This window comes from Corynebacterium antarcticum (assembly GCF_016595285.2).
Taxonomy (GTDB): Bacteria; Actinomycetota; Actinomycetes; order Mycobacteriales; family Mycobacteriaceae; genus Corynebacterium; species Corynebacterium antarcticum.
Window position 1 is genome coordinate 130,878 of the sequence record NZ_JAENIP020000001.1, and the last position, 24,173, is coordinate 155,050.

At 67.3% G+C, this 24,173-nt stretch carries 20 protein-coding genes and 1 tRNA gene; 6 read left to right on the forward strand and 15 right to left on the reverse strand.

The annotated features are described in order from the left end of the window. Nucleotides 1-15: 15 nt before the first annotated feature. Both JIM95_RS00560 and JIM95_RS00565 read right to left on the reverse strand, forming a co-directional pair. Nucleotides 16-1,842, reverse strand: coding sequence for an ABC transporter ATP-binding protein (locus JIM95_RS00560; RefSeq protein WP_200257532.1), 1,827 nt, complete (start codon nt 1,840-1,842; stop codon nt 16-18). Continuing rightward, complete coding sequence (locus tag JIM95_RS00565) at nt 1,839-3,443, reverse strand: ABC transporter transmembrane domain-containing protein (RefSeq protein ID WP_200257533.1); 1,605 nt, start codon at nt 3,441-3,443, stop codon at nt 1,839-1,841. The genes JIM95_RS00560 and JIM95_RS00565 overlap by 4 nt, the downstream gene beginning before the upstream one ends. Nucleotides 3,444-3,637: 194 nt before the next feature. Here JIM95_RS00565 and JIM95_RS00570 point away from each other — a divergent pair. The 3 genes from JIM95_RS00570 (at nt 3,638) to JIM95_RS00580 (ending at nt 6,330) form a co-directional block, all read left to right on the forward strand. Next, a tRNA-Leu gene (locus JIM95_RS00570) sits at nt 3,638-3,726 on the forward strand. A 215-nt stretch (nt 3,727-3,941) separates the two neighbouring features. Further along, entirely contained in the window at nt 3,942-4,670 is a 729-nt protein-coding gene (locus JIM95_RS00575) for a hypothetical protein (RefSeq protein WP_200257534.1), read from the forward strand. 130 nt (nt 4,671-4,800) lie between these two features. Continuing rightward, a complete protein-coding gene (locus JIM95_RS00580) occupies nt 4,801-6,330 on the forward strand; it encodes an SDR family NAD(P)-dependent oxidoreductase (RefSeq protein WP_200257535.1) in 1,530 nt (509 codons plus the stop codon). A gap of 14 nt (nt 6,331-6,344) precedes the next feature. On the opposite strand, the gene JIM95_RS00585 is transcribed toward JIM95_RS00580, so the two are convergent. The 5 genes from JIM95_RS00585 to JIM95_RS00605 form a co-directional block, all read right to left on the reverse strand. Beyond that, complete coding sequence (locus tag JIM95_RS00585) at nt 6,345-6,971, reverse strand: dihydrofolate reductase family protein (RefSeq protein ID WP_200257536.1); 627 nt, start codon at nt 6,969-6,971, stop codon at nt 6,345-6,347. A 308-nt stretch (nt 6,972-7,279) separates the two neighbouring features. Beyond that, the gene (locus JIM95_RS00590) at nt 7,280-7,711 is read right to left on the reverse strand and encodes a cupin domain-containing protein (RefSeq protein WP_200257537.1); all 432 of its coding nucleotides are present in this window, start codon (nt 7,709-7,711) and stop codon (nt 7,280-7,282) included. 177 nt (nt 7,712-7,888) lie between these two features. Next, entirely contained in the window at nt 7,889-8,986 is a 1,098-nt protein-coding gene (gene meaB, locus JIM95_RS00595) for a methylmalonyl Co-A mutase-associated GTPase MeaB (RefSeq protein WP_200257538.1), read from the reverse strand. A gap of 14 nt (nt 8,987-9,000) precedes the next feature. Then, the gene (scpA, locus tag JIM95_RS00600; protein WP_200257539.1) at nt 9,001-11,286 is read right to left on the reverse strand and encodes a methylmalonyl-CoA mutase; all 2,286 of its coding nucleotides are present in this window, start codon (nt 11,284-11,286) and stop codon (nt 9,001-9,003) included. An 8-nt stretch (nt 11,287-11,294) separates the two neighbouring features. Further along, nucleotides 11,295-13,148, reverse strand: a complete 1,854-nt coding sequence (locus JIM95_RS00605; protein WP_200257776.1) for a methylmalonyl-CoA mutase family protein — start codon at nt 13,146-13,148, stop codon at nt 11,295-11,297. Nucleotides 13,149-13,390: 242 nt separating this feature from the next. Here JIM95_RS00605 and JIM95_RS00610 point away from each other — a divergent pair, with 242 nt between their 5' ends. Both JIM95_RS00610 and JIM95_RS00615 read left to right on the forward strand, forming a co-directional pair. Continuing rightward, a complete protein-coding gene (locus JIM95_RS00610; RefSeq protein ID WP_410170731.1) occupies nt 13,391-14,116 on the forward strand; it encodes a TVP38/TMEM64 family protein in 726 nt (241 codons plus the stop codon). Between the two features lie 187 nt (nt 14,117-14,303). Continuing rightward, nucleotides 14,304-14,882, forward strand: coding sequence for a MarR family transcriptional regulator (locus JIM95_RS00615; RefSeq protein WP_200257777.1), 579 nt, complete (start codon nt 14,304-14,306; stop codon nt 14,880-14,882). Nucleotides 14,883-14,968: 86 nt separating this feature from the next. Here the strand turns inward: JIM95_RS00615 and JIM95_RS00620 are convergent, their stop codons facing one another. Genes JIM95_RS00620 through JIM95_RS00630 form a run of 3 tightly spaced genes read right to left on the reverse strand, consistent with a single transcriptional unit; the run spans nt 14,969 to nt 17,523 of the window. Continuing rightward, nucleotides 14,969-16,171 carry an SPFH domain-containing protein gene (locus tag JIM95_RS00620; protein ID WP_234034523.1) on the reverse strand — a complete coding sequence of 401 codons (1,203 nt, stop codon included), beginning with the start codon at nt 16,169-16,171 and terminating at the stop codon, nt 14,969-14,971. Nucleotides 16,172-16,206: 35 nt separating this feature from the next. Further along, nucleotides 16,207-16,635 (reverse strand): NfeD family protein, encoded by a 429-nt coding sequence (locus JIM95_RS00625; protein ID WP_200257545.1) that lies wholly within the window; start codon nt 16,633-16,635, stop codon nt 16,207-16,209. Between the two features lie 45 nt (nt 16,636-16,680). Continuing rightward, nucleotides 16,681-17,523 carry a DUF3097 domain-containing protein gene (locus JIM95_RS00630; RefSeq protein ID WP_200257547.1) on the reverse strand — a complete coding sequence of 281 codons (843 nt, stop codon included), beginning with the start codon at nt 17,521-17,523 and terminating at the stop codon, nt 16,681-16,683. 34 nt (nt 17,524-17,557) lie between these two features. On the opposite strand from JIM95_RS00630, the gene JIM95_RS00635 reads away from it, so the two are divergent. Then, nucleotides 17,558-18,376: a hypothetical protein gene (locus JIM95_RS00635; RefSeq protein ID WP_200257549.1), complete on the forward strand. Its 819-nt coding sequence runs from the start codon at nt 17,558-17,560 to the stop codon at nt 18,374-18,376. 10 nt (nt 18,377-18,386) lie between these two features. Here JIM95_RS00635 and JIM95_RS00640 read toward each other — a convergent pair whose 3' ends face one another. From JIM95_RS00640 to JIM95_RS11305, 5 genes are all read right to left on the reverse strand, one after another. Beyond that, a complete protein-coding gene (locus JIM95_RS00640) occupies nt 18,387-18,953 on the reverse strand; it encodes a TetR/AcrR family transcriptional regulator (RefSeq protein ID WP_200257551.1) in 567 nt (188 codons plus the stop codon). A gap of 40 nt (nt 18,954-18,993) precedes the next feature. Next, entirely contained in the window at nt 18,994-19,719 is a 726-nt protein-coding gene (locus tag JIM95_RS00645) for an ABC transporter permease (protein ID WP_200257553.1), read from the reverse strand. Between the two features lie 5 nt (nt 19,720-19,724). Further along, a complete protein-coding gene (locus JIM95_RS00650) occupies nt 19,725-20,480 on the reverse strand; it encodes an ABC transporter ATP-binding protein (RefSeq protein WP_200257555.1) in 756 nt (251 codons plus the stop codon). Between the two features lie 121 nt (nt 20,481-20,601). Next, on the reverse strand, nt 20,602-21,693 hold the full coding sequence (locus tag JIM95_RS00655) for a ferrochelatase (protein ID WP_200257557.1): 1,092 nt from the start codon (nt 21,691-21,693) through the stop codon (nt 20,602-20,604). 68 nt (nt 21,694-21,761) lie between these two features. Further along, nucleotides 21,762-23,717: a DIP1281 family NlpC/P60 protein gene (locus JIM95_RS11305; RefSeq protein ID WP_200257778.1), complete on the reverse strand. Its 1,956-nt coding sequence runs from the start codon at nt 23,715-23,717 to the stop codon at nt 21,762-21,764. Nucleotides 23,718-24,173 lie beyond the last annotated feature (456 nt).

Sequence of the window (24,173 nt, forward strand, 5' to 3'; positions counted from 1 at the left end):
CGTGGTCCGGATCACTCAATCCTCGTTCCGTGACCCACTCCAACGCGCATGGAGCTCCGCGTACCGTCCACCGACCGCGAGCAGTTCCCGGTGGGACCCGTCCTCCACCACGACGCCATGGTCCATGAGGATGATCCTGTCGGCCGCGACCGCCTGATCCAGACGGTGCGCGACGACGAGTGAGGTCCGACCTCTGGCCACCGCCTGCGCGGCGCGTTCGAGGCTGCGTGCGTTGTCGGAACCGGCCTCGCTCGTCGCCTCGTCCATGATGAGGACCGGAGGATCGACGAGCACCATCCGGGCGAGCGAGATCTGCTGCTCCACCTCCGGGGAGAGGTCGTCGTTGCCAGCACCGATCAGCGTGTCGAGCCCCTCCGGGAGCCACCGCTGCCAGCCGGCACTGTCCGGTGCGAGACCGACCCTGGTCAGCGCCGCCGTGAGTGCCGCGTCATCCGCGTCCGGAGCGGCCATCCTGAGGTCCTCCCGCAGCGTCCCGGAGAACAGGTGCACCTCCTGGCTGATCAGCGACACCTGACGCGCCGTCCAGGTGTCCGGGACCGTCGACGTGTCGACCCGGCCGATGGAGATGGTTCCGGAGGCCGGCCGCTGGAGCCCCGCGATCAGTCCGGCGAGGGTCGACTTCCCGGCACCCGACGCACCCACGAGCGCGGTCGTCGTCCCCGCCTCAAGGGTCAGGCAGAGACCGTCGATGATCGGCGCACCACCCGGGTACCGGAACACGAGATCCTCGATCCGCACCTCGGGTGATTCCGGGCAGTCGTCGGGAGCCGACGCGTCAATCGCGTTGTCCGAGAGAAGGGCCAGTGACACCGCGCGCCCGAGCGCGGTGAGCGCGTTCTGGATCTCACCCGTGAAGATCAGGACGTTGAACACGTGCATCTCCAGCCTGACCACGAGCACGACCGCGGCGGAAGCCGCCCCGGTGGTCAGCGCACCCTGTGCCACGAGATGGGTGGACAGCGCGATGGCCCCGGCGAGCAGCACACCGTAGGCCAGATAGCCGGTCCCGATGAGCCGGAGGAACAGCGGGATCCGGTCGGCCTCCCGCTGCACGGTGTCCCAGGAGTTCCGCTCCAGCCGCTGCGTCGCCCACCCCCGGACACCGAAGGCCCGGATGGTCGGCAGGCCCCGGATCGTGTCGAGCAGCATGTTGTTGCGGCGGGCCTGCGCCGTGGACAGCGCGTTGGTCGCGACCGGCAGCCCCGTCAGGGTCCGCTTCAGGGGCACCGCGAAGATCGCCGGGAGGAGTATCAGCAACAGCAGGTACCAGGGGGAGATCAGTGCCAGCGCCACGAAGGTGAAGGGGAACATCAGGGCGGTCACCACGAACCGGGTACCGATGCTCTGCACGGCACGGTAGGCCGTGTCGATGTCCTTGGTCAGCCGGGTCATCACGTTTCCGGTGCCGAGTTCGAGCACGTCCGGGATCGGGGCCTCCAGTGTCGCCGCCAGACAGCGGCGCCGGAGATCGACGGTGAGCCTGCGGGTCGCGGAGAACATCAGGTAGGCTGCTGCCGGACGGGTGACCAGCTCGACGAACATCAGGACACCGACCACCCCGAGAAGGACGGTGAATCCCTCCCGCCCCGAACCGAACCCCGGAACGGCAAGGCCGGAGATGAAGTCGACGGAACGTCCGAGCAGTGTCGAGGAACCGGTCATCGACGCGATGTTGAGACCGAACACAGCCGCGGTCAGCAGCCACCAGCCCGGTCCCGGGAAACCGGGCAGGGAGCGGAGGCACCGGACGATGTCCCGCCCGGAGGCCGGGGCCAGAGCATCATGGCGCCGGTCATAGGAGGAGAAGGTCGTGGCGGTCATCGCAGGAGCTCCGCGTCGGTGAGGACACGGTCAGCGACGGCCCGCCAGGCCCGTCCCCCGGTGATGATCACCGTGGGACGGGAGCCACGCAGCCGCGCTACCGCGCGGGCGACGTTGTCGAGCGTGACGGCATCCAGCCCCGTCGTCGGTTCATCCAGGACGAGAACCTCCGGGTCGACCGCGAGCGCACGGGCGAGCGCGACCCTCTGACGTTGCCCGCCGGAGAGGTTGAGACCCGCTTCCCCGATCGGGGTCTCCGGTAGCTCACCGTCCGGTCCGTAACCACCGAGCCTGGCCACGATGTCCCCGCAGCAGGCCGCGTCGAGAGCCGCCCGGATCCGGTCGAGCCCCAGGTTCCCGGTGGGATCGATGTTCTCCCGGAGGGTACCCTCGAAGATGTTCACCGCGTGCGGCGGGGCGAGGACCCCCGGTGCCGAAGCCATCTCCCGGGCCCGCTCCGCTGCGGTCCGCCGCCCCTCCGGCGATTCGGAGGCCCACACGGTCAGGCCCGTGCCGCACCGCGGCACGACAGCCTCAGCCTCCCCGTCTCTCTCGTCCGGCGGGGTCAGTGCCTCCGTGAACCTCCCTATCCGGCCCGCGGACGCCTGCGCCCGGGCCCAGACGTCGATGAAGAACCCCAGGGAGAAACCGGTGACGGTGAGTGCCGGGGGGACGAGCAGAACGACCGTGAGGAACTCCCCCGGGGTGATCCGCCCGTCGAAGGCGAGCAGCGCCGCCGCGACGACGAGACAGAACCCGAAGACCGCGGGAACCGCCTGCCGGATGACGGTCATGAATACGCCGACCCGTACCTCCCGGAGCATCACCGTCAACGCGTCGCCCGCCGTGGCGTCGAACCGCGCCCTGCTGGCGTCCACGGCACCCAGACCCTTGATGATCCGGGATCCCTGGGCGAAATCGGTGGCGAGGGAGATCGACCGCGACTCGGCGGCCCGCCGTTCCTCCGCCACCCGGGTCAGAGGCCCCGCTGTGCCCGCGGCCACGAGCGCGGTACACGCACCACCGACGACGACACCGACCGCGATCCGCCAGTCGACCGCCGCGATCACCACCGCCGAGCCCGTCAGGTAGAAGAAGAGCGAAAGGGTGAAGTCGAACGACTGCTTGACTTCCGCGAGGGCCGAGGTGTCCTCGTCGACGGTGTTGAGAACCGTGCCGGGGGTCAGGGTACGGGCCTCCAGGACCGTGAGGTTCCGGGTCAGCTCCAGTCTGAGGCCGTGGATCATCCGGGCCATCGACATGTCCTTGAGGCCGATCTTCGCGGCTTCCGTCCAGTACCCGACGCCCTGGAGCACGAGCAGCGCGACGACGGTTCCGATGAGTGCGGCGGTGTGGCCGGTGTCGATGACGGCGTTGGTCGACCAGCCGGCGATACGGGACAGTGCGATGCCGCACGATTCGGAGACCAGGGTCGCGGCGATGATGAGCAGCACGACGCGGGGATGATTCAGCAGCGCCGCGAGTGTCATCCGGAACGGGGACATTCCGGCTGTCCGCGCATGGAACGGATTCTCCGAGGGGGCGTCTTCCGGTACGAACCAGGACCAGGTGCGCTGTCTGGCCGGGGTCGGAGGGCTCATTGGCATGAGATGACGATACACCGGCCTGCGGACGGGCGACGCGCTCACCTCCGGGACATGCGAAGGCGTACAGAAGTTCAATTGAGGACGGAAAAACACCTCCTGTACTGGTGATTTGATCCCGTGCGCCGTTTCGGGCTACAGTATGCGAGTGCCCGGCCGGAGCGGTCGGAGCACAGTTTCAATCCACTCAGGTCCGGGTGGCGGAATGGCAGACGCGCTAGCTTGAGGTGCTAGTGTCCTATTAACGGACGTGGGGGTTCAAGTCCCCCTCCGGACACCACGGGAAAGCCCGGGGAACCTAGTTTCCCCGGGCTTTCCGCTACCCCCGGCAAACGTCGTTAGCCACGGCGGGACTCCGGCTGAGTAGCGGAAAGCCCGCCCCTGCCCCCGACGGCGGTCCGCTGTGAGGGGGTTTTCCGGTCCCTGCGGGATAGGATTCAGGCGGGCACTCCCTTCCGGCCATGCGCCGGATCCGGTCGAACACGGAGGACGACCATGTTCCGGAGAACCGCCGCCGTCACCGTCGCCACCGTCACCGCAGCAGTACTGTGCTCCGCCTGCTTCTCCACCATGATTCCCGATTCCGCGAACCCCGCGCCCGGGAACGCGACGTCCTCCCCCGCGTCGTCATGGCCCGATGCTCCCACGCCTCCGCCTGCGGGGACATCCTTCCCCGTGCCCGGAACGGACGGTGGCGCGAATCCCCTCGTCAGACCCGATGACGGCAGTCCCGTGGGATTCACCCCGACCGACGTCCAGACGGTCCGCCCGGGGCAACCGGTGTCCGGTGTCGGCGCCGACATCGCCATCGACAGCGTGACCCTGAGGAGGAACGTGACAGGGACCGTGGCGGTGATCAGGACGAAGGTCCGGAACACCCGGGGTGAATTGGCGGGTGAGGAGTGCGGGATGAAACCGATCGTCGTCATCCAGGATGCCCGCGGTTACCCCTCTGCTCCCCTGGTGGGAATAGGTGACATCCCCGATCTCGAGCCGGACCCGGACGCGGATCCCGTCACCCAGCTCAAGGACATCGCCGCGCGGCTCAAAGGCCTGACGTGTGCCGCAGAGTGGCGCGTCGGCACCACCACCGAATACGTCTGGGAGATCCCAATCGAATCCGGGGCAGAGCCGGTCGTGTTCGGGTTCTGCAGTCCGGCCACTGTGGGACCGACACTGAATCCGGAATTCACCTGGATCTCACTGAGACCCTTCCTGAACTGAGTTCCTCCGACGTCCGGGCGACCGGGTAGAGTCTTCCGGGACCGGACACGCCCGTCGGCCGGACATCACGGGTGTCCGAATCACGCTCGGCGGTCCGGCGTGTGGTCCGCAGACGGAAGGATTCAAGTCAGTGTCCATAGCGCCAGAAGATCTCGAGGTGTGTCTCGGCGTCATCGAGGAAGCCGGTCGGCTCGACCCCGACCACCCGGATTCGGTTCGCATCCAGCGGGCCGTCGCCGGACTGTTCAAGCAGGTCAAGAGATCGCGCAAACTGGCGGCACGGGAACGCCAGAAGCGTGCCGACGAAGCGGTCCTGCACGCGACCGCGACGGCGAATCCCCGGCGCATCGACGACGAGACCTCCGGGCTCCTCATCACTCCGGCCGACGGAGCACCCGCCCAGCTCGAACCCGGTGCTGTGGCGACCCCGCACGGCTTCGCGGGGCGTCTGCAGCGTGCCCAGAACTGTTACGTCTGCAAGCAGCCCTACACCCTGGTGGACTCCTTCCACCACCAGTTGTGCCCGGAGTGCGCCGCCGACAACCGGCGCCGTCGTGAGGCCCGGGTGGATCTCTCCGGGCGCAGGGCGCTGCTCACCGGCGGACGGGCGAAGATCGGCATGTACATCGCACTCAAACTCCTGCGTGACGGCGCGGATCTGACGATCACCACCCGCTTCCCCCGGGATGCGGTGCGCAGATTCACCGCGGTCGCCGACTCCCCGGACTGGATCCACCGGCTGCACGTCGTCGGTGTCGACCTGAGAGACCCGGCACAGGTCATCAGCCTCGCCGACTCCGTCGCCGCGGCGGGTCCCCTCGACATCCTCATCAACAACGCCGCGCAGACCGTCCGTCGCTCCCCCGGCGCCTACTCGGGACTCGTCGACGCGGAGTCCGCTCCGCTGGAGGGCATCGAACGGGAGGTTGACACGCTCTCCCTCGGTTCGACCTCGGCGCTCCACCCCGCGGCGCTCACCGGTTCCGGGACGGACGGGGACGCCGCCGTCGCGTCGCTCGGAGCCGCCGACGGCGGTGTGGTGGACACCGCTGCCGCCGCAGCACAGGCCCACGCCTCGCGGCTCGCCGCGCTGGCGATGACGGGTGGCTCGGCCGCGATGGATCGGGTCACCGACGGAACCGCCATCGACGCGGGTGGTCTGGTCCCCGACGAAGTCAGCCACAACTCGTGGGTGGCGCGCATCGGACAGGTGGACCCGCTGGAGATGCTGGAGGTCCAGTTGTGCAACGCGACGGCGCCGTTCATCCTCATCGACAGACTGCGTCCCGCGATGGAGGCCGCCACGGCCCGGCGCAGGTACATCGTCAACGTGTCCGCCATGGAAGGCGTGTTCGGCCGGGGCTACAAGGGACCGGGACATCCGCACACCAACATGGCCAAGGCCGCGTTGAACATGCTGACGCGCACGGCCGCGGGGGAACTCGCCGAGCACGGTATCCTGATGACCGCCGTGGACACCGGGTGGATCACCGACGAGCGCCCGCACACGACGAAGGTGCGGCTCGCCGACGAGGGGTTCCACGCGCCGCTCGATCTCGTCGACGGCGCGGCACGGGTGTACGACCCCATCGTCCAGGGTGAGAACGGCGTGGATCTCTACGGCTGCTTCCTCAAGAACTACGTGCCCAGCACGTGGTGACGGTGCCCCGCACGTCAGTCGATGTGCGGCCGCTTGACGTTCGGTGTGTACGACCGCGTGGCGTCATGCGCGTGACTGTGCGGAACCGGGGGCAGGACCTCGTACCGGGCGTGGACATAGCCCTCCCGCGTTGTCCCCGAGTCGAGCAGCCGGAGCGGGACATCGCAGTTCACGCCGCCGAACAGCGGAATGCCGTCCCCGAGGATCAACGGCACGGTCGTCACCGTCAGCTCGTCGACCAACCCGCGCTCGAGGAACTGCCGGATCTTTCCGGCGCTGTCGATGAACACGCCCCGGTATCCCCGCTCCCCGATCAGGGACACGACCTCATCGAGGCTCCGGGCCACGGTGACCCGGTCATCCGAGAAGGACTCCCTGGTCGTCATGACGATCACGTCCTTGCCGGGGTACGGCCATTCGGGGAGATCGTTGAGTTTTTCGAACGCGGGCCGACTGATGACGACGGCATCCGTCCCGCGGAACACCCTGGCGAAGTCACCGGCGTCTCCCGGTGCGTGCTCGACCGGGTGCTCGATCCCGTGATCCTGATCCAGGAGCCAACTGACGTCGCCATCGGGGCGGGCGACGAAACCATCCAGGCTGGTGACGATGAAGACGAGTCCCTTCCAATTACGCAGCATAACTTCGTTTTCCTCTCGGATTGCCGCCTCATTGCCCGTCAGTCCGCGGGTCGCGACCGGAATGGGGACGATGTCCCCGGATGAGGCTTACCTATACCCCCAGAATAGGTCCGCTTTCCGGTTCTGCGCCACCGGAACACCGGGAAGATGTCCGGGCCACCTCAGGTGGGGTGCGGCCATCACCCGCGTCCGAACCGGGACACCGGCGGACCCGCTCCACGGCCCCCCCGGGGGGCGGGTCTCAGACGGAAAAGGGCGGCACCACCGATTCCCGGTGGCGCCGCCCGCCCGTGAGCCGCGACGGTCGATCAGTCGTCGTGCTGCTCGTTGGGGTCGTTGTCCGCGTCTTCCTTGGTCGCGTGGATCGTGCCCCTGACGTGATCGGGAGCCGCGTAGATCGAGTAGACCTTGAGGGGTTCGGAGCCCTCGTTCACGACGTTGTGCCACTTACCTGCGGGAACGAAGATCGCCCAGTCATCCTCGACGGTCTGGTCGATGTCGAGGTTGTCGGCGTCGTCACCGATCATGACGTGGCCTTCCCCGGCCTCGAGGCGGAGGAACTGGTCGTGGTCGTCATGGACCTCGGCGCCGATCTCGCCACCCGCGGGAATGCTCATCACGGTCATCTGGAGGAACTTGCCGGTCCACAGGGTGTCACGGAAGTTGTCGTTGTCCTTGGTGGCCTTCTCGATGTCGAGGACATACGGATTCGGACCATGGTCGGTACGAAGGTCAGACATATGAGTCTCCTCTTATCTATAGGGTTTTTCTGTTTACGGCTTCCACTGTACCCACCCCGGGAGACCTTTGCATCGGACCATGTCAGGGCCCGCTTCTCCTGTGCTAGCGTCCGTCAGACGAGCGCGACACGACAGACCGGAGTGGTCTGCCGTGTCGTCTGACGTCAACGGCTCTCGCTAGTCCGTGGCGTCGAAGGCCTCGAGGATCTTCTCCGCGGCGAGGGTCGGGGTGATCCGCCCGTGCCGCAGCTGATCCTCGACGAAGGCCCGGGTCTCCTTGACCCGGCCGCTGGTATTCAGGCGCTGGAGCAGCGTCTCATGGACCATCGACCACATCCAGCCGACCTGCTGTTCCCTGCGGTTCTCCTCGAACTTCCCGCACTTGAGCATCGCCTCGTGGTGCTCCTGCACCGTGTCCCAGAACTTGTCCACGCCGTCGCCCTCGACCGCCGACATCGTCATCGTCGGCGGATGCCAGATCGCGTCCTCGCTCCGGACCATGCGCAGGGCGGCGGCCAGCTCACGCGCCGCCCGCTTCGCCGTCTTCGTGTTCGGTCCGTCCGCCTTGTTGATGGCCACGAGATCCGCCATCTCGAGGACACCCTTTTTGATTCCCTGCAGCTGGTCGCCGGCCCCGGCGAGGGCAAGGAAGGTGAAGCAGTCGACCATGTTCGACACGGCGACCTCCGACTGTCCGACGCCGACCGTCTCGACGAGGATGATGTCGAAACCCGCGGCCTCGAAGACGACCATCGACTCCCGGGTCGCCTTGGCCACGCCCCCGAGGGTTCCCGCCGAGGGCGAGGGCCGGATGAACGCGTCGTCCTGACTGGACAGCTTCGACATGCGGGTCTTGTCCCCGAGGATCGATCCCCTGGTCCTCGTCGAGGAGGGATCGATGGCGAGAACCGCCACCCGGTGTCCCTCCCCGATCAGCTTCATACCGAGGGCCTCGATGAACGTCGACTTACCCACGCCCGGCACGCCGGTGATCCCGACGCGCAGGGCGTCACCCGAGAACGGGAGCAGACGAACGAGGAGTTCCTGGGCCAGGACCCGGTGTGCCGGCGCCGTCGATTCGAGGAGCGTGATCGCCCGGGATATCCGGGTCCGGTCCCTGTCCCGGACGGCCTCGAAGAGCTCGTCGACGTCGATCCGGCGGCGGGCGCGACGGACCACCTCGGGGGCCACGGCCGTCGCCGAGCCGAGATCGGTTCCGGCGGTCGTGGCGAGCGAACCGAGATGGTGTTCGAGGAACTCGTCGTCGATGCTCATCTTCCGGGATCCCCCTACGCCTCTACCGGCGTGCCGTAGGAGCCCTCGGACGCCTCCGCCTCGGCCTGCAGTTCGTCCGGAAGATCGAGGTCGAACCCGAGGTTCGCGGACAGCTTCGTGATCATGTCGATCGCGGAATCCGCGATGACGGTGCCGGGCGGGTAGATCGCGGCGGCACCGAAATCGTAGAGATCCTGGAAGTCACCCGGGGGGATGACCCCGCCGACGATGATCATGATGTCTTCGCGTCCGAGCTTCGCCAGTTCCTCCTTCAGCGCGGGCACCAGGGTGAGGTGACCGGCCGCGAGGGAGGACACACCGACTACGTGCACGTCGGCGTCGACGGCAGCGCGAGCAGCCTCGGCGGGCGTCTGGAACAGCGGTCCGACGTCGACGTCCATGCCGAGGTCCGCGTAGGCGGAGGCGACAACCTTCTGGCCGCGGTCGTGCCCGTCCTGTCCCATCTTGGCGATGAAGATACGCGGACGACGGCCTTCCTCGGCCTCGAATGCGTCCGCCATCGCGATCGCGCGCTGGACGTTGCTCACGGCGCCTTCCTTTCCGACCTCGTCCTTGTACACGCCGGACAGCGTGCGGATCTCGGCCTCGTGCCGGCCGAAGACCTTCTCCATGGCGTAGGAGATCTCGCCGACCGTAGCCTGGGCGCGGGCGCAGTCCACGGCGAGCTTCAGGAGGTTGTGCTCGAGGTCGCCGGCCTCCTTGGATTCCATCCGGCAGGCCTCTGTGAGCTTGTCCAGCGCCACCTGGACGGCCTCGTTGTCCCGCTCGGCACGGAGGCGATCGAGCTTCTCGAGCTGCTCCTGACGCACCTTGGTGTTGTCGACCTTGAGGACCTCGATCTCCTCGTCCTCCTCGACGATGTACTTGTTGACGCCGATGAGCGCCTGACGTCCGGAGTCGATGCGGGCCTGGGTGCGGGCGGCGGACTCCTCGATGCGGAGCTTCGGGATGCCCTCGGCCGTGGCCTGTGCCATGCCGCCCGCGGCCTCGACCTCCTCGATGTGCGCGCGGGCACGGTTCGCGAGCTCGTTGGTCAGCCACTCGATGTAGTAGGAACCCGCCCACGGGTCCACCGGGCGGACGGTCCCGGACTCCTGCTGCAGGAGCAGCTGGGTGTTGCGGGCGATGCGCGCGGAGAAGTCGGTGGGCAGCGCCAGCGCCTCGTCCAGGGCGTTGGTGTGCAGCGACTGGGTGTGGCCCTGGGTCGCGGCCATGGCCTCGATGCAGGTACGCGGGACGTTGTTGAACACGTCCTGTGCGGTCAGCGACCAACCCGAGGTCTGCGAGTGGGTGCGCAGGCTCTGGCTCTTCTTGTTCTTGGGTTCGAAACCACCGACCAGCTCGCTCCAGAGGAGCCTGCCGGCACGGAGCTTCGCGATTTCCATGAAGGTGTACATGGAGATGCCCCAGAAGAAGGACAGTCGGGGTGCGAACTTGTCGACGTCGAGACCGACGTCCTTACCGGCACGGATGTACTCGACGCCGTCGGCGAGGGTGTACGCCAGCTCCAGGTCGGCCGTGGCACCGGCCTCCTGGATGTGGTAGCCGGAGATCGAGATCGAGTTGAACCGCGGCATCTTCAGCGAGGTGTACTCGAAGATGTTGGAGATGATCCGCATCGAGGGCTTCGGCGGATAGATGTAGGTGTTGCGGACCATGAACTCCTTGAGGATGTCGTTCTGGATGGTCCCCGCGAGCTGCTCCGGGCCGACGCCCTGTTCCTCGGCCGCGACGATGTAGAGGGCGAGGATAGGCAGGACGGCGCCGTTCATGGTCATCGAGACGGACACCGCGCCCAGGTCGATTCCCTCGAACAGCTGGCGCATGTCGAGGATGGAGTCGATGGCGACGCCGGCCATACCGACGTCACCGAGGACCCGCTCGTTGTCGGAGTCGTAGCCGCGGTGGGTGGCCAGGTCGAAGGCGACCGAGAGGCCCTTCTGCCCCGCCGCGAGGTTCCGCCGGTAAAACGCGTTGGACTCCGCTGCGGTGGAGAAACCGGCGTACTGGCGGATCGTCCACGGCTGGTTGGTGTACATCGTCGGGTACGGGCCACGCATGTAGGGCGGGGTACCCGGGAAGGTGTCCAGCGGGTGCGGCGGGCGTTCCCCGTCGCCGACGGTGGCGGCGTCGCGGTCGGAACGGGTGTAGACACGCTTGACGTCGATGCCCTCGGGCGTCGCCCAGATCTGTTCCGCGGCGGAACCTGGGTCATCGACCGACGAGGGAGCCTCGCCGGTGGTGCGTGGGATGTCGTGGAAATTCGGGATGGTGCTCATGGTGTGCGTCACGCTCCCAGCGTCTCGAGCAGGCCGGCCAGGGTGGCCGCGGCGTCAATGGTCATGTTCAGGTAGTCATCGGGGGTCTCCTCCGCATCGGCGAAGGACTTCGGGGAGCCGGCGACCAGCAGTCTGCCGACCCCGGCGGCGCGGGCCGCCCGGACGGCTTCTGCACCGGTCGCGGTGTACTCCGGATCCGCACCGCACAGCACGGCGATGTCCGCGCCCTCGACGGCCCCGGTGAATTCGTCTGTGCCCGGCACGAGCTGTCCGGGATTCACGACCTCGATCCCGCCGGAGGCCAGCAGGTTCGTGGCGAAGCCCGTCCGCACGTTGTGCTTGGCCAGGGGGCCGATCGGGATGAGCACGGCACGCGGTCGTGCGCCGTGCTCCTCGAGGAACGCGTCGGACCGGTTCCGCAGCGCCTCGAACTCGGCCGCCCACCGACGGACACCGGCGGGCTCCACCCGGCGGTCGGCCGGGAGTGGCTTCTCCGCGAGGTTCGGGAACTCGTTGATGCCCGTGATCTGCTTCCTCCGGTGGGCGACATCGGCACGGAGAGTCTCGTGGGACTCATCCAGGACCGACTGCAGGGCACCCGACCCGTGGTAGGCGCGGAACCCACCGTCGCCCTCGACACCGGTGAAGATGGACCACGCCGCGTCGGCGAGCTCGCGGGTGAGGTCCTCGATGAAGTAGGATCCGCCGCCGGGGTCCACGACGAAGCCGAGATGCGATTCCTCGAGAAGCAGCAGGTTGGTGTTCCTGGCGATCCGGTGTGCGAAGGACCGTGAGGTTCCCTGCAGACCTCCCTTGACCGCCGCGTCGAAGGGCAGGACCTCGACATCGGTGGCACCGCCGACGCCGGCGGCGAAGGCGGCGACGGTGCTGCGGAGCATGTTCACCCACGGGTCCCGCTGGCTGAACATGACCGGGGCCGTCATCGCGTGCTGGGGCGCTCCCCCGGCCTCCGCGTGGCCGACGACCTCGGCGACCCGGGCCCACAGCTGGCGGGCCGCCCGGAACTTGGCGATCTGGGCGAACTGATCGTCCGTCACGGCGAACCGGAACGAGATCTGGCGCAGGGCCGCGGCGGTGTCGAGCCCGGCGTCGACGAGCGCACGGAGGTACTCGACGCCGGTGGCGAGCGCGAAGCCGATCTCCTGGGCGTCGGTCGCCCCCTGGTTGCTGAAGGCGACGCCGTCTACGAGGATCGCGCGCACCTCACCGGGCCGCGCGGACGCCTCGACCGCGAGTTCGACGGCGGTCGGGAGATCCACGGAGTCGGTGGCGTCCACGCCGGCGGTCAGCGGTGCGCAGGACAGCTCGAGGGTGACCTTGTCCGGGCTGTCCGCCGCATCGACGAGGGTGTAGAGCTCGCGTGCGGCGTCGGGGGTGCCTGCACCGGCCGCGAGTCTCAGCGGGACCAGATCGAGGAGCACACCACTCAGCATGTCCCCGAGGTCGGACGGACCCAGATCACCGGTGAGATCGAGGATGAGGTCGGTGGTCCCGTTGTAGAGCGCGTGCAGAATCTGCTTGTTGACGGCGGCGGCATTCTCGACGGCGTCCCGTGCGAATGTCTCCGTGACCCCCCAACCCGCACGCTGGGCGTCCTTCACCTCGTTGCCCCGGGTGAAGGGGAACACCCCGGGGGCGGCCGCCTCGGAGAATTCATCGGCTCGGGTGTAGAGCGGTCGGACGTCGATCCCGTCATAGGTCGTCCTGATGAGCTTCTTCCACACATCGAGCGGAACATCAGCGACGTCTTTGCGCTGCACCCGGGCGAAGACGCCGGCCACTGACTTGTACCAGGCGTCCTGACGCTGGGTGAAGTCCCCGGGAAGCCCCGGGGACTTCACCGGCGCATTCAGTGGGTGCTCAGGTTCGTTTTGTGTAGTGGTCACAGTGAGGAAATCCTGTCCATCGGTCGTCGTGGCTGCCTTGACGGCAGTACCTGAGTCTAACCGGTGGACCCCGGTCCCAGGAGCCGATTCGGGAAACACGGCACCCCTTCGGGTGGTGTCCCTCCCCGAGATCCGGGGGCGCGCCGGGCCGGTACGACCGCCACCGCCGGGCGATGCGGACCCGTAAACTGGTAACGGTGATCGGATTTCGGAACAGGGGCCGGCGGGCGCTCCGTGCGCTCGCCTCGGGCACGACGCAGCTGTTCCGGGGATTTCTCGCGCTCCCGCTCCTCAAGCGCCTCGCGATCATCGCCTTCGCGGGAGCCGCCGCGGTCGCCGTCGTCTACGTCGATGTTCCCGGAGTCGCCAGGTTGCGGACGTGGTCCGAGGAAACCGGGGGTTGGTTCCCCCTCGCGTTCTTCACCGGGTACGTCGTCATCACCCAGTTCCCGGTTCCGCGGACCATCCTGACGCTGACCAGTGGAATCCTCTTCGGCCCGGCGTTGGGCATCATCATCGCGGTGACCGCGACCACAACCTCCGCGGCACTGTCCCTGTCGATCGTGCGGACACTACTCGGTGACTGGATCAGACCCCGACTGACCCATCCCACGGTCGTCGACATCAACGCGCGCCTCAGGGAACGTGGCTGGTTGGCGGTGGCATCCCTGCGCATGATCGCGGTGGTGCCGTTCTCGGTGCTCAACTACACCGCGGCGCTGACCCGGGTCCCGCTCCCGGTGTTCACCGTGGCCACTCTCCTCGGCTCCGCCCCCGGAACCGTCATGACGGTGATCCTCGGGGACGCACTCACCGGACAGGCCGATCCCGCTGTCGTGGTCGTCACCGTTGTCCTGACGCTGATCGGCGTCAGCGGTCTGGTCCTGGATTCGAGGCTCCCGGTGACCGGGAAGCTCCGCTAGGTGTCACCTCGACACCCGCCCCGGGCGGACCTGACTCCGGTTTCCGCGGGACAGGATCGGAGACAGGTGACGGAAACGGCGGGGGTCAAGCCCTGAGAGTAGACTTGTCCTGTCGTGCCACTGAGTCAGCCGCCGGTTCCCCGGCGGCCCCGGCAGACCGGGAAGGCACCGTAGAACGGGAGAGATGATGTTCGCAGTCCACGCGCGTTACCGCGGGCGGGAACGGCGTCGGGCGGATCTGGTCCGGCGCTCCGCCGAGGCACTGTCGACCCTCCACGGGGTCGGCACCTTCGAACTCCTCGGGGTCGAGGACATCTGCGCGGTGATCGACTCCGCAGAGGCCGTAACCGACACGACGATGGCTCTGCTCTCCGCCGGAGACTGGGCGATCGGGATCGGTGTCGCTCCGGGCACAGACGTGGATCACGCGGAGGTCCGGAAGCTCGCGACGACCGCCATCGGGCGCCGGTGCCGTACCGGCGTGGTACGGGTACGTTCCAGGGACGGTGGCGACATGGGCGACATCGCCGCGGTCTTCGCTCTCCTCGCCCATGTCCTGGCGAAGCGGACGACCGAGGGCCGTGAGGCCACCCAGCTGATGAGGGGCGGGATGAACCAGAACGAGGCGGCGGCGGAACTCGGTATCTCCAAACAGGCCATGTCCCAACGGCTGGCGGCCGCCGGCTGGTCCGCGGAGACCTCCGGATGGAAACTCGCCGTCGGACTCCTCCACAGGGCGGAAGGCGGGTCCGACGCCACCACCTGATGCCCGGGGAACGGCTCCGCGATCCGGAGGAGAGCCTCCGCACCGGGGAGTTTTCGGCGGCGCGGAGGCTCGCTGCTGTTCTCCGGTCAGTTGGTCTTCTCCGGGGCCGGATCGGGTGTCGGTACCGCGGGGACGCCGGGCGCCGGGTGCCCGGTGAACGGGGCGATCGGGATCTCGGGGTCGGGCGCCGCGCTTCTCTTGGCCTCGTGGGGTGAGGGATCGACCGGTTTGTTGGCCACGGCGTTGGCCGCCGCGACCGCGGCGGCGATCTCCGGGTCGGATTCCGTGGAGAACCATCCTTCGGTGTCGTCGTCCTCCGCGATCTCCCGGGTCCGGTCATCGACCTCGTTGGGCTCGAACCGGAAGATACCTTCATCGTCCTTGTTCGCCATGGCGCGGGCGAACTGCTCGAGGGAGTCACCGAACTGGTTGGGGATCATCCACACCTTGTTGGCGTCCCCCTCGGCCAGCTTCGGCAGCTTGTCGAGGTACTGGTAGGCCAGCACCTCGGGCGTCAACTGTGAGGCCTTGATAGCGGCATTGATCTTCTGAATTGAGCGGGCCTCGCCCTGAGCCCGGAGGTAGCTCGCGGCACGATCACCCTCGGCGCGGAGCATCTCGGCCTGTCGTTCGGCCTCCGCGGCGAGGATCGAGGCGTGCTTCTCGCCCTCGGCGGCGAGGATCCGGGCCTGCTTCTGCCCCTCGGCGGTCTTGATGTAGGCCTCACGTTGTCCCTCAGCGGTGAGGATCATCGCGCGCTTCTCCCGCTCCGCGGTCATCTGCTTCTCCATCGGCTGCTTGATGGACGGCGGCGGATCGATCGCCTTGAGCTCGACGCGGGCGATGCGCAGACCCCACTTCGTCGTCGCACCATCCAGTTCGCTGCGGAGCCGGCGGTTGATCACCTCCCGGGAGGTGAGGGTCTCCTCGAGATCCATGCCGCCGACGACGTCACGGAGTGTGGCGACGGAAATCTGCTCGACACCGTAGATGTAGTTGTCGACGCCGTAGATCGCCAGATGCGGCTCATTGATCTTGAAGGTCACCACGACATCGATGTCCACCGTCAGGTTGTCCTTGGTGATCACGGCCTGCGGAGGGAAGCTGACCACCCGTTCACGGGTGTCGACCTTCGCGCGGACCCGGTCGATGAACGGGATGAGGAACGTCAGTCCCTGTGCGGTCCGGGTGTAGGATCCCAGCCGCTCGATGACGGCGGCCTCCCCTTCCGGCACCAGTTTGAGGGACTTCGACACCACCAGTCCGATGAGGATGACGATGAGCGCCATCAGAAAAACTTGAACCAGAGCAGCTTCCATTGTGCTCAGATCTCCTTCCAGACGACGGCGATGGCGCCATCGATCTTGACGACGTTCACCCGGTCGCCCGGGGCGAACCTGTGTGTGGGGTCGAGGCTTCTGGCGGACCAGACATCGCCGTCGAGCCGGATCTGCCCGCTGTGTCCGTCGACGTCCTCCAGAACGGTGGCGGACGTACCGACGAGGGCCTGCGGTGAGATGTCGAGCATCCGGGTGGAGAGTGTCCGTCGACGCAGCGCCGGACGGGCGAAGATGAGGAGCGCCAGCGAGGAGACCGCGAAAGCGGCGATCTCCACCCAGAGGGGAACCTCCAGGACCGCGACGCCGGCGGCGGCCAGTGCGGCGCCGCCGAGCAACAGCAGGGTGAAGTCGCCCGCCATCAGCTCGAGGGCGGCCAGCAGGACCGCTGCTATCAACCAGATGAGTGCACCCACAGTTTTCACCCTACCTGAACCTCGGGACCTGCCTCTGGTCCGGAATCAGATCAGATCACGCTTGTCCACGCCGGGGATCGTGACGAAATCGACGAGCCGTTCGACCGCTCCGATGAGGGTCGAGTCGAGGTCACGGTAGCTCTCGACCGCACCGTAGACCCGGTTCCATCCCTCCCGGGGTGTCCCCCACTTCAGCCGGGCGCAGATCCCGGTCTTCCAGTCCTCACCGCGGGGAACATCGGGCCAGGACCGCATCCCGAGTCTCTCCGGTTTGACGGCCGCCCAGATGTCGATGAACGGGTGGCCCGTCACCAGGACATCGGGTCCGAGAGACCGTGTCAACCGGGTCTCCTTGGATCCCTCGACGAGATGATCCGCGAGAACACCGACCCGCCTGCCGGGCCCCGGGCGGAACTCACTGAGACGTTCCGGGAGGTTGTCCAGGCCCTCGAGATACTCGACGACGACTCCCTCGACGCGCAGGTCGTGGCCCCACACCTTCTCGACGATCGCCGCGTCATGGATTCCCTCGACCCAGATCCGCGACGGTGCCGCAACCTTGGCCGTGACGTCCACAACCTTCCGGGAGCCCGAGTTCGACCGTTTCGGCCCGGTACGGGGGACGTACCGGGTGAGCGTCACGCGCTGCCCCTCCAGGAGGAAGGCACCGTCCCTCAGCTTGAACAACCGCTCTCTGCCGTACCGGTCCTCGAGCCGGATGAAATCACCGTCGTACGTGCGTTCGAAGCCGGTGACCGCTCCGACGAACCCGTCGGCGACCACCTCCGCGACGAGCCCGGGTTCGGCCGGGACCTCGGGATACGTGGGTTTGCGGCGCCGGGGGTGACCCGCGAGAATGTCGCCACCGTACGGATCATTGAAACTCATGGGAATCCACCCTATCGGCTAAACTCTGGCAACCATGGATTTCCGCCCGCTGGTGTACTCACCCCTCCAGAACGCCGCCGTCTGGCTCGCCGGTTGGCTCTACGGCAGAGTCAGCTACGACAATCTCCTCGATGCATTCGGCGACTACGGTGCCAGGCACACCCTCGTCGTCCGGGGCCCGGATGGGGCCGGGTCCGCGGTCGGGGACGGGTTGATCGGGTTGCTCCGCCATTTCCGGGAGACCGCCGCTCCGGTTCTTCCCCTGCTCGACCCGGGAGAGCCCGTACTCAGACTCGTTTTCGGGGGGCCCGGTCAGGTTCCGGGACTCATCGCGGGTTCACCGGCCGCCGAGGCGGCGCGCGATCTGAACTTCAGTGCCCTCGTGATCCGGGACCCGGACCCGGAGATCAACCATGTTCTGCTCCCCGGACCGGGCCTCGGTGATCCGGGAGGCGTGATCCAATGGCGGTGGTACACCGAGCCGGGGCGTGTACCGGAGCCCGATCATCTCGGGCCGGGAGACGCGGACCGGATGCTCGCCGAGGCGACCTCCCGTGCCGCCGATCTCATCGAGGCCAGAGGTTTCAGACGGAGCCCCCTGCCGGATCCCCGCTTGACGGTCGGTCGCCTGGACGACTTCTATTCGGGTCCCGGTCTCCCGGACTCCGCCGCGCCCCGGGCGGTCCGGGTCTTCGCCCGGGCGGACCGGGTGGCCGCGATAATCGAGAGCGTCGTCACCGAAGCCGGCGATCACAGTCACGACGCGGAACTCACCCAGCTCCTCACGCATCTCCGCACCGCACGGATGGCCGGGGTCGCGTACGCGGTCGGTGAATACGGTCGCGGTTCCTGATCCCGTGGGTTCAGTTGCTGCCGTCGAGGAAATCCTGCACGACGGCGCCGAGTGACTCAACGAGCTCAGCGGTTGACAATTCCCGGGCGCCCGGCAGACGCAACAGATAACGGGTGACGATGATCCCCGCCAACTGCGCCTGGGAGAAGGCGATCCGCCGCTCGGTTTCCGTGCGATCGAGGCCCTTCTCCCTGAGCCTCGCACGAACTGGTTCCCAGAGAACGGACGTGAGGTACTCGGAGAAGGGAGTCGGATCCTCGAGTGCACCGCGGGCCATCGCGAGCAGTTGATCGGCGACAGGTGATTCCCACAGACCGACGATTTCCCCGACCAGTGCCGGGCCGAGTTCGTCGAAGGGCACCGAAGCGAGCACCGAGTGGACATCACCCGGGTCTTCGGGGAACTGAATCACAGCCCGGAACAGCCCCTCCTTGTTCCCGAAGTAGTGCGGGATAAGGGCGACGTCGCACCCGGCCCCCGCCGCCACGGCACGAAGCGTAGTGCCACGGTATCCGTGGGCCGCGAATAGTGCACCCGCGGATGCGAGGATTCGGTTGCGTGCTCTGCTCTTCTCCATCACCGGCATTCTAACGTCCGGATGGAACGTCCCCGGTGTTTCAGGTCCGTCGCGGCATGAACAGCGCGGCCACGAGCAGACCGCACACTGAGAACCCGGAGAGAATCAGCATGTCCCTCCCGAAGTCCGGATAAACGCCGGTTTCCACGGCGAGGTGTCGCTGTGCCTCCACCGCGTAGGTCAACGGTAGAGCGTCCGAGATCCACCGGAGTGCCCGGGGCATCGCCGACGTCGGGACGAAGATTCCCGCCAGGAACAGCTGCGGGCCCATCACCAGAGGAACCATCTGAACGGCCTGGAACTCGTTGCGGGCGAAGGTGCCCGCGACCAGACCCAGCACCGCCCCGGTGACCCCGGACAAGATGGCCACGACGGCCGTGCCCGGGACTCCGGAGGGCGGATCCACACCGAGGGCCCGGTGGGCGACCCCGAGCATGACCGCCGCCTGCACGACGGCGAAACCTCCGAAGGTCAGTGCGTAGCCGACCAACAGTTCGGTGCGGGTGAGACAGGTCGTCCAGAGGCGTTCCAGATTCCCGGCCGTGCGCTCCCGCTGGACGGCGACAGCAGCGACGATGAACATCATCACCATGGGCATGAGTCCCAGCAGCATCTGGGCGACAACCGTGAATCCCGGATGATCCAGGTAGACGAAGTACAGGAGCGTGAGGAGCAGTGTCGGGAGTATCAGAATCTGGGCTGCGAGTCTCCGGTCACGGATGAGCTCCAGGGAGAGCCGTCCGGAGGTCGACAGCGTTCGTCTCATCGCACTCACCGCTTCCACCCTTCTCCGCTTGAGCCGGAGCATTCCCGTACGAGTTTGAGGAACGCTGATTCAAGATCAGGGCATCCGGTACGGTGTCGCAGTTCGGTCGGTGTTTCGTCCGCGATCAGCTCACCCTGCCTGAGCATCAGCACACGGTCGCACCTGTCGGCCTCCTCGAGAACATGTGAACTCAACAGGAAGGTGACACCCTCGGCTGCGAGGCTCCGGAAGTGGTTCCAGAGATGTTCCCGGGTTAACGGGTCGAGCCCGACGGTGGGTTCATCGATCACGAGAAGTTTCGCCCGGGAGATGAGCGCACAGGCCAGTGAGACGCGTTTGCGCTGTCCTCCAGAGAGCCCGTCCGTCCTGACTTCGGCCACCTCCGCCAGCCCGAGCACTTCAAGGAGCTCATCGATGACCTCCCGCGAGGGGACGGAGTCATGTCCGAGGGTCCCGTAGTAGCGGCAGTGCTCGCGGGCACTGAGTCCGGGATGCACCGCGACCTCCTGCGGGTCGTATCCGATTCTCCCCCGGTTCGCAGGATGCCCGGCCCGGCGCCCCAGGACAACGAGTTCGCCCTGATGAGGCTGCAGACCGGTGATGGCACGGATCAGGGTGGTCTTACCCGCTCCGGAGGGGCCGACCACCCCACTGATACAGCCGGGAGAGACCGTGAAGGACAGAGGTCCGATGATCGTTCTCCGGTGGCGGTTCGGACCACGGCTGACCGTGAGGCCGGTGGCGGTGATGACGTGTGACATGCGCTCGCCTTTCAGTATTCAACATCTGTTGAATACGTGGACAGTGCACACGCTACACCAAACCCCCGACTCGTTCAACAGATGTTGAACGAGTCGGGGGTTTAGATCCACTGCGGTGAAACTATCTCGATCGCCGGGCACCGGCGGGCCGCGTGGCGGGGGCGCAGCAGCCGTTTGCGCAGTAGGCCCCGTTCACTGTGCACCCCTTCAACGGCGCTGACCCGAGGCGTACCGGCCCGGTTCCCTCGATCATCTCCATGGCCAGGTCGACCACCATCTTCGCGAACTCCGGGGTGGGGCCCGCTGTGGCGCTGCGTTCGATCGGGATACCGAACTGTTCCGCTTCCTCGGCGAGCTCGGAATCGAGGTCCCAAACGACCTCGATGTGGTCGGAGACGAATCCGATCGGACAGACCACTGCCGCCGGGAGCCCGCGGTCATGATGCAGCTCCGTCACGTGGTCGACGATGTCGGGTTCGAGCCAGGGTGTGTGCGGGGACCCCGAACGCGACTGCCAGACCACATCGAAATCGGTGGCCCCCACTTCCCTGGCGACCAACGCGGCGCTCTCGTGGACCTGGCGGGAATACAGCGGACCGTCATCGTCGACCCCTGCCGCGTTATCGGCCGCCGTGGGGATCGAATGGGCGGTGAACATGAGGCGGGCCGATGACCGGACGTCGTCAGGGAGCCGACCGTAGGCCGCACGGACCGCGTCAGCCATCGCCCGGATGAACAGCGGGTGATCGTAGAACTGCCGGAGTTTGGTGAACCGGATCTCCGGCAGCCCCTCAGCGGCGAGGCGTTCCCGCATGCCCGCGATGTCCTCATCGTACTGCCTGCATCCCGAGTAGCCGGCCCACGCGGAGGTCGCGAACACCAGTGCGTTGCGGATCCCGTCCCGGGCCATCTCGACGGCGGTGTCCGGGGCCATCGGATGCCAGTTCCGGTTGCCGAAGTACACGGGCAGGTCGATGGCCCTCTCCGCGAGCTCCACACGGACATTCGAGATGATCTCACGGTTCAACTGATTCAGCGGGCTCACGCCACCGAAATGGTGGTAGTGGACCTCCACCTCGTCCAGACGCTCCGGCGGGATCCCACGGCCACGGGTCACATTCTCCAGGAAGGGACGGACGTCGTCGTGGCCCTCCGGCCCCCCGAAGGAAAGAAACAGCAGGGCGTCGTAATCGGTGGTGCGAGCATCAGCCATGACGCCAGAATACCGAACCGCCCACCGGAAACGGGTATTCCGTCGGCGGGCGGTTCAGGTGACGTGGATCAGATCAGGCGGACGGCGTACGGGCTCATGCCGGACCAGCGAACCGGGCTGATCTGCACGTGACCACCCGACTGGGGCGCCTCGATCATCATTCCGTCGCCGAGGTAGATGGCGACGTGGTACTCCGCGTTCGGTCCCCAGAACAGGAGATCACCGCGCTGGATGTTCGAGGTCGAGACCTTGGTCCCGCGCTGGTACTGATAACCCGTGTAGTGCGGGAGCGCGATACCGACTCCGGCGAACGCGTAGAGCGTCAGGCCCGAGCAGTCGAAACCGATCTTGTTGTAGTCACCGTAGGAGTCCGCGACCCCACCGTCGCGGATACCACGGGTCGGACCCGCCGCATTTCCGCCACCCCACGCGTACGGCGTGCCGATCACCGACGTCGCCCGGGAGATGACGGCCTCGATCTTCTCCGAGCGCGAGCCCGTGACGACGTCCGTGGCGGTGTCCGTGACCTCATCGAGGTCGGTCAGGGTGACGTAGTCCACGATCGTGTCCAGCGTTCCGGTGACGGGATCCTCGGCGGTCCCGTTCCGTGTCGTGGCGGCGGGGGCTGCCTGCGTCGTGCTCGGAGCGGCGGTCGGCACGGCGGGCACTCCGGCACCGTCCGTCGCTGTGCCGTCGCCGACGGTCGCACTCTCATCGGCGGCGGTGGGCTGCGGAGTCGCCGACTGGCCGCCGACTCCACCGAGGCTCTCATCGATCAGGGCGGCGGTGTCGCGCACCGCCGCGATCAGCGTGGCGGCGTCGGACTCCTCCTGCGGATAGGGATTGTCCAGCGTGGCGTGATCCGGAGAATTGACCGCGACCAGGGCCGCCGCGGCAAGGGATTCCGCCGCATTCGCCGCGCGCTTGAGATCCTGCACGAGCTGCTCCGCGTCGGCGCCGGCACCAGCTTCGGACTCCGCCTGCTCCGCCACCTGCTGTGCCCGGACCGCCTGGTCCGCGGCTTCCCGGGCCTTCTCCCGGGCGGATTCGCGGTCGGGCGCGGCGAGCGCCTCGGCGGCCGCGGCGCTGGCTGCGGCTGCCGCCTCCTGACGCTCATCCGCCGTCTCCGCCGCCGAGGCGGCCTTCTGCCGTGCGGCCAGCTCCGCCGCCGCCTCGGCGGCCTTCTTCTCCGCTTCGGCCCGGGTGTACTCCTCGAACTCCCTGCGCTGGTTGAGGAGCTCACCGGACGCCGCACGGGCTTCAGCGAGGCGCTTCTGGGCGGCGTCGCGTTCCGCGGCGAGCCGGTCGCGTTCGGCGGCGGCCTCCTCGATCCGGCGCGCGTTGGCGTCTATCTCGGCCCGCACCGCCGCCTCGGCGGCCGCTGCTTCGGATTCGCGCTCCTCGGCGGCCTTGCGCGCGGCCCGCAACCGCGATTCCTCGTTGGCGTTCGCGGTACGCAGCTGATCGAGCGAGTCGAGAACACCCTGCTGCTTGGCTGCCGAGGTGCGCAGGAACGTCTGTCTGGCGAGAGCGTCATCGGCGTTCTTCGCACCCGCCAGGCCGCTGACCGCGAGGGACACCGTTCCCCGCCGGTAGGCGCTACGGGAGATCTCATCGAGAGTCTCCTGCTGGGAGTTCAACTCCGCCTGCGTCTCCTCCAGGTCTGCGCGGGCACCTCGGGCGGTCTGTCGGGCCAGCTCAGCGGTGGCCTGGGCGTCATGCAGGTCCACCAGCGCCTTGTTGACCGCTTCACGCAGGCGCCCCATCTCGTTCTCGAGGCCGGCGATCTGCTCCTGAGTGGTCGACAGGCCCGCCGCGAGGGACGCCACCTCCCCCGACTTCAATTCAACGGCCTGTTCCGCGGCGGCGATCTCCGCATCATCCGGATTCCGTGGTTCCGCGACGGCGGGTGTGAGGGTGAAGGCGAGAGACGCGGTCAACAGAGCACCGATCAAGCGCCGGGACGCAGCCGGTACCAGCCCCTGCGGTGCACCGGCGTCCGGGACGTGGCGGGTCGTGAGCATTGCCACTGATTAACTCCTATCCCCGCCCGGCCGGACCCGGTCCCGCTCGGCGGGATAGGTGGTGGCGGCGGCGACTGTTTCTCGCATCGTGGGCCGTGGTACCGGACCATGTGTTCCGGGTTCCTCGGTGGGCTGACATTCGGCGTCGCTCATGGGCCACATCATCTGTGGTTCCGGGTCGATCGGGCATGCTTCCCCACGTGCCTGGTCGCCCGTTCCCACCGGTTCATCCGCGTGGTCGGGGTGAACCACCACCGGATTGAAACCGTTGGGGACAGATTGACTCGATGAAGCTCATGAGCTGACAACTGAACGTTAATTCACTTGGAGGAACTTGGGCACACAATGACCCCAACAGTCACACTGGTAAAGCCTGAACACATGACTTCCAACATTGCTGACCTGTGCACTTAGCCGGACATGCGTCTTTAGTGATGTTTGTCACATAATCGCCCA

What these genes read in the sequence shown, in the direction of transcription:
- JIM95_RS00590 (WP_200257537.1), bottom strand. Translation starts at nt 7,711, where the DNA reads ATGTCTGACCTTCGTACCGACCATGGTCCGAATCCGTATGTCCTCGAC.
- JIM95_RS00615 (WP_200257777.1), top strand. Translation starts at nt 14,304, where the DNA reads ATGTTCGCAGTCCACGCGCGTTACCGCGGGCGGGAACGGCGTCGGGCG.
- JIM95_RS00565 (WP_200257533.1), bottom strand. Translation starts at nt 3,443, where the DNA reads ATGAGCCCTCCGACCCCGGCCAGACAGCGCACCTGGTCCTGGTTCGTA.
- JIM95_RS00655 (WP_200257557.1), bottom strand. Translation starts at nt 21,693, where the DNA reads ATGGCTGATGCTCGCACCACCGATTACGACGCCCTGCTGTTTCTTTCC.
- meaB (WP_200257538.1), bottom strand. Translation starts at nt 8,986, where the DNA reads ATGAGCATCGACGACGAGTTCCTCGAACACCATCTCGGTTCGCTCGCC.
- JIM95_RS00630 (WP_200257547.1), bottom strand. Translation starts at nt 17,523, where the DNA reads ATGAGTTTCAATGATCCGTACGGTGGCGACATTCTCGCGGGTCACCCC.
- JIM95_RS00620 (WP_234034523.1), bottom strand. Translation starts at nt 16,171, where the DNA reads ATGGCGCTCATCGTCATCCTCATCGGACTGGTGGTGTCGAAGTCCCTC.
- JIM95_RS11305 (WP_200257778.1), bottom strand. Translation starts at nt 23,717, where the DNA reads ATGCTCACGACCCGCCACGTCCCGGACGCCGGTGCACCGCAGGGGCTG.
- JIM95_RS00585 (WP_200257536.1), bottom strand. Translation starts at nt 6,971, where the DNA reads ATGCTGCGTAATTGGAAGGGACTCGTCTTCATCGTCACCAGCCTGGAT.
- JIM95_RS00650 (WP_200257555.1), bottom strand. Translation starts at nt 20,480, where the DNA reads ATGTCACACGTCATCACCGCCACCGGCCTCACGGTCAGCCGTGGTCCG.
- JIM95_RS00645 (WP_200257553.1), bottom strand. Translation starts at nt 19,719, where the DNA reads ATGAGACGAACGCTGTCGACCTCCGGACGGCTCTCCCTGGAGCTCATC.
- scpA (WP_200257539.1), bottom strand. Translation starts at nt 11,286, where the DNA reads ATGAGCACCATCCCGAATTTCCACGACATCCCACGCACCACCGGCGAG.
- JIM95_RS00635 (WP_200257549.1), top strand. Translation starts at nt 17,558, where the DNA reads ATGGATTTCCGCCCGCTGGTGTACTCACCCCTCCAGAACGCCGCCGTC.
- JIM95_RS00575 (WP_200257534.1), top strand. Translation starts at nt 3,942, where the DNA reads ATGTTCCGGAGAACCGCCGCCGTCACCGTCGCCACCGTCACCGCAGCA.
- JIM95_RS00640 (WP_200257551.1), bottom strand. Translation starts at nt 18,953, where the DNA reads ATGGAGAAGAGCAGAGCACGCAACCGAATCCTCGCATCCGCGGGTGCA.
- JIM95_RS00560 (WP_200257532.1), bottom strand. Translation starts at nt 1,842, where the DNA reads ATGACCGCCACGACCTTCTCCTCCTATGACCGGCGCCATGATGCTCTG.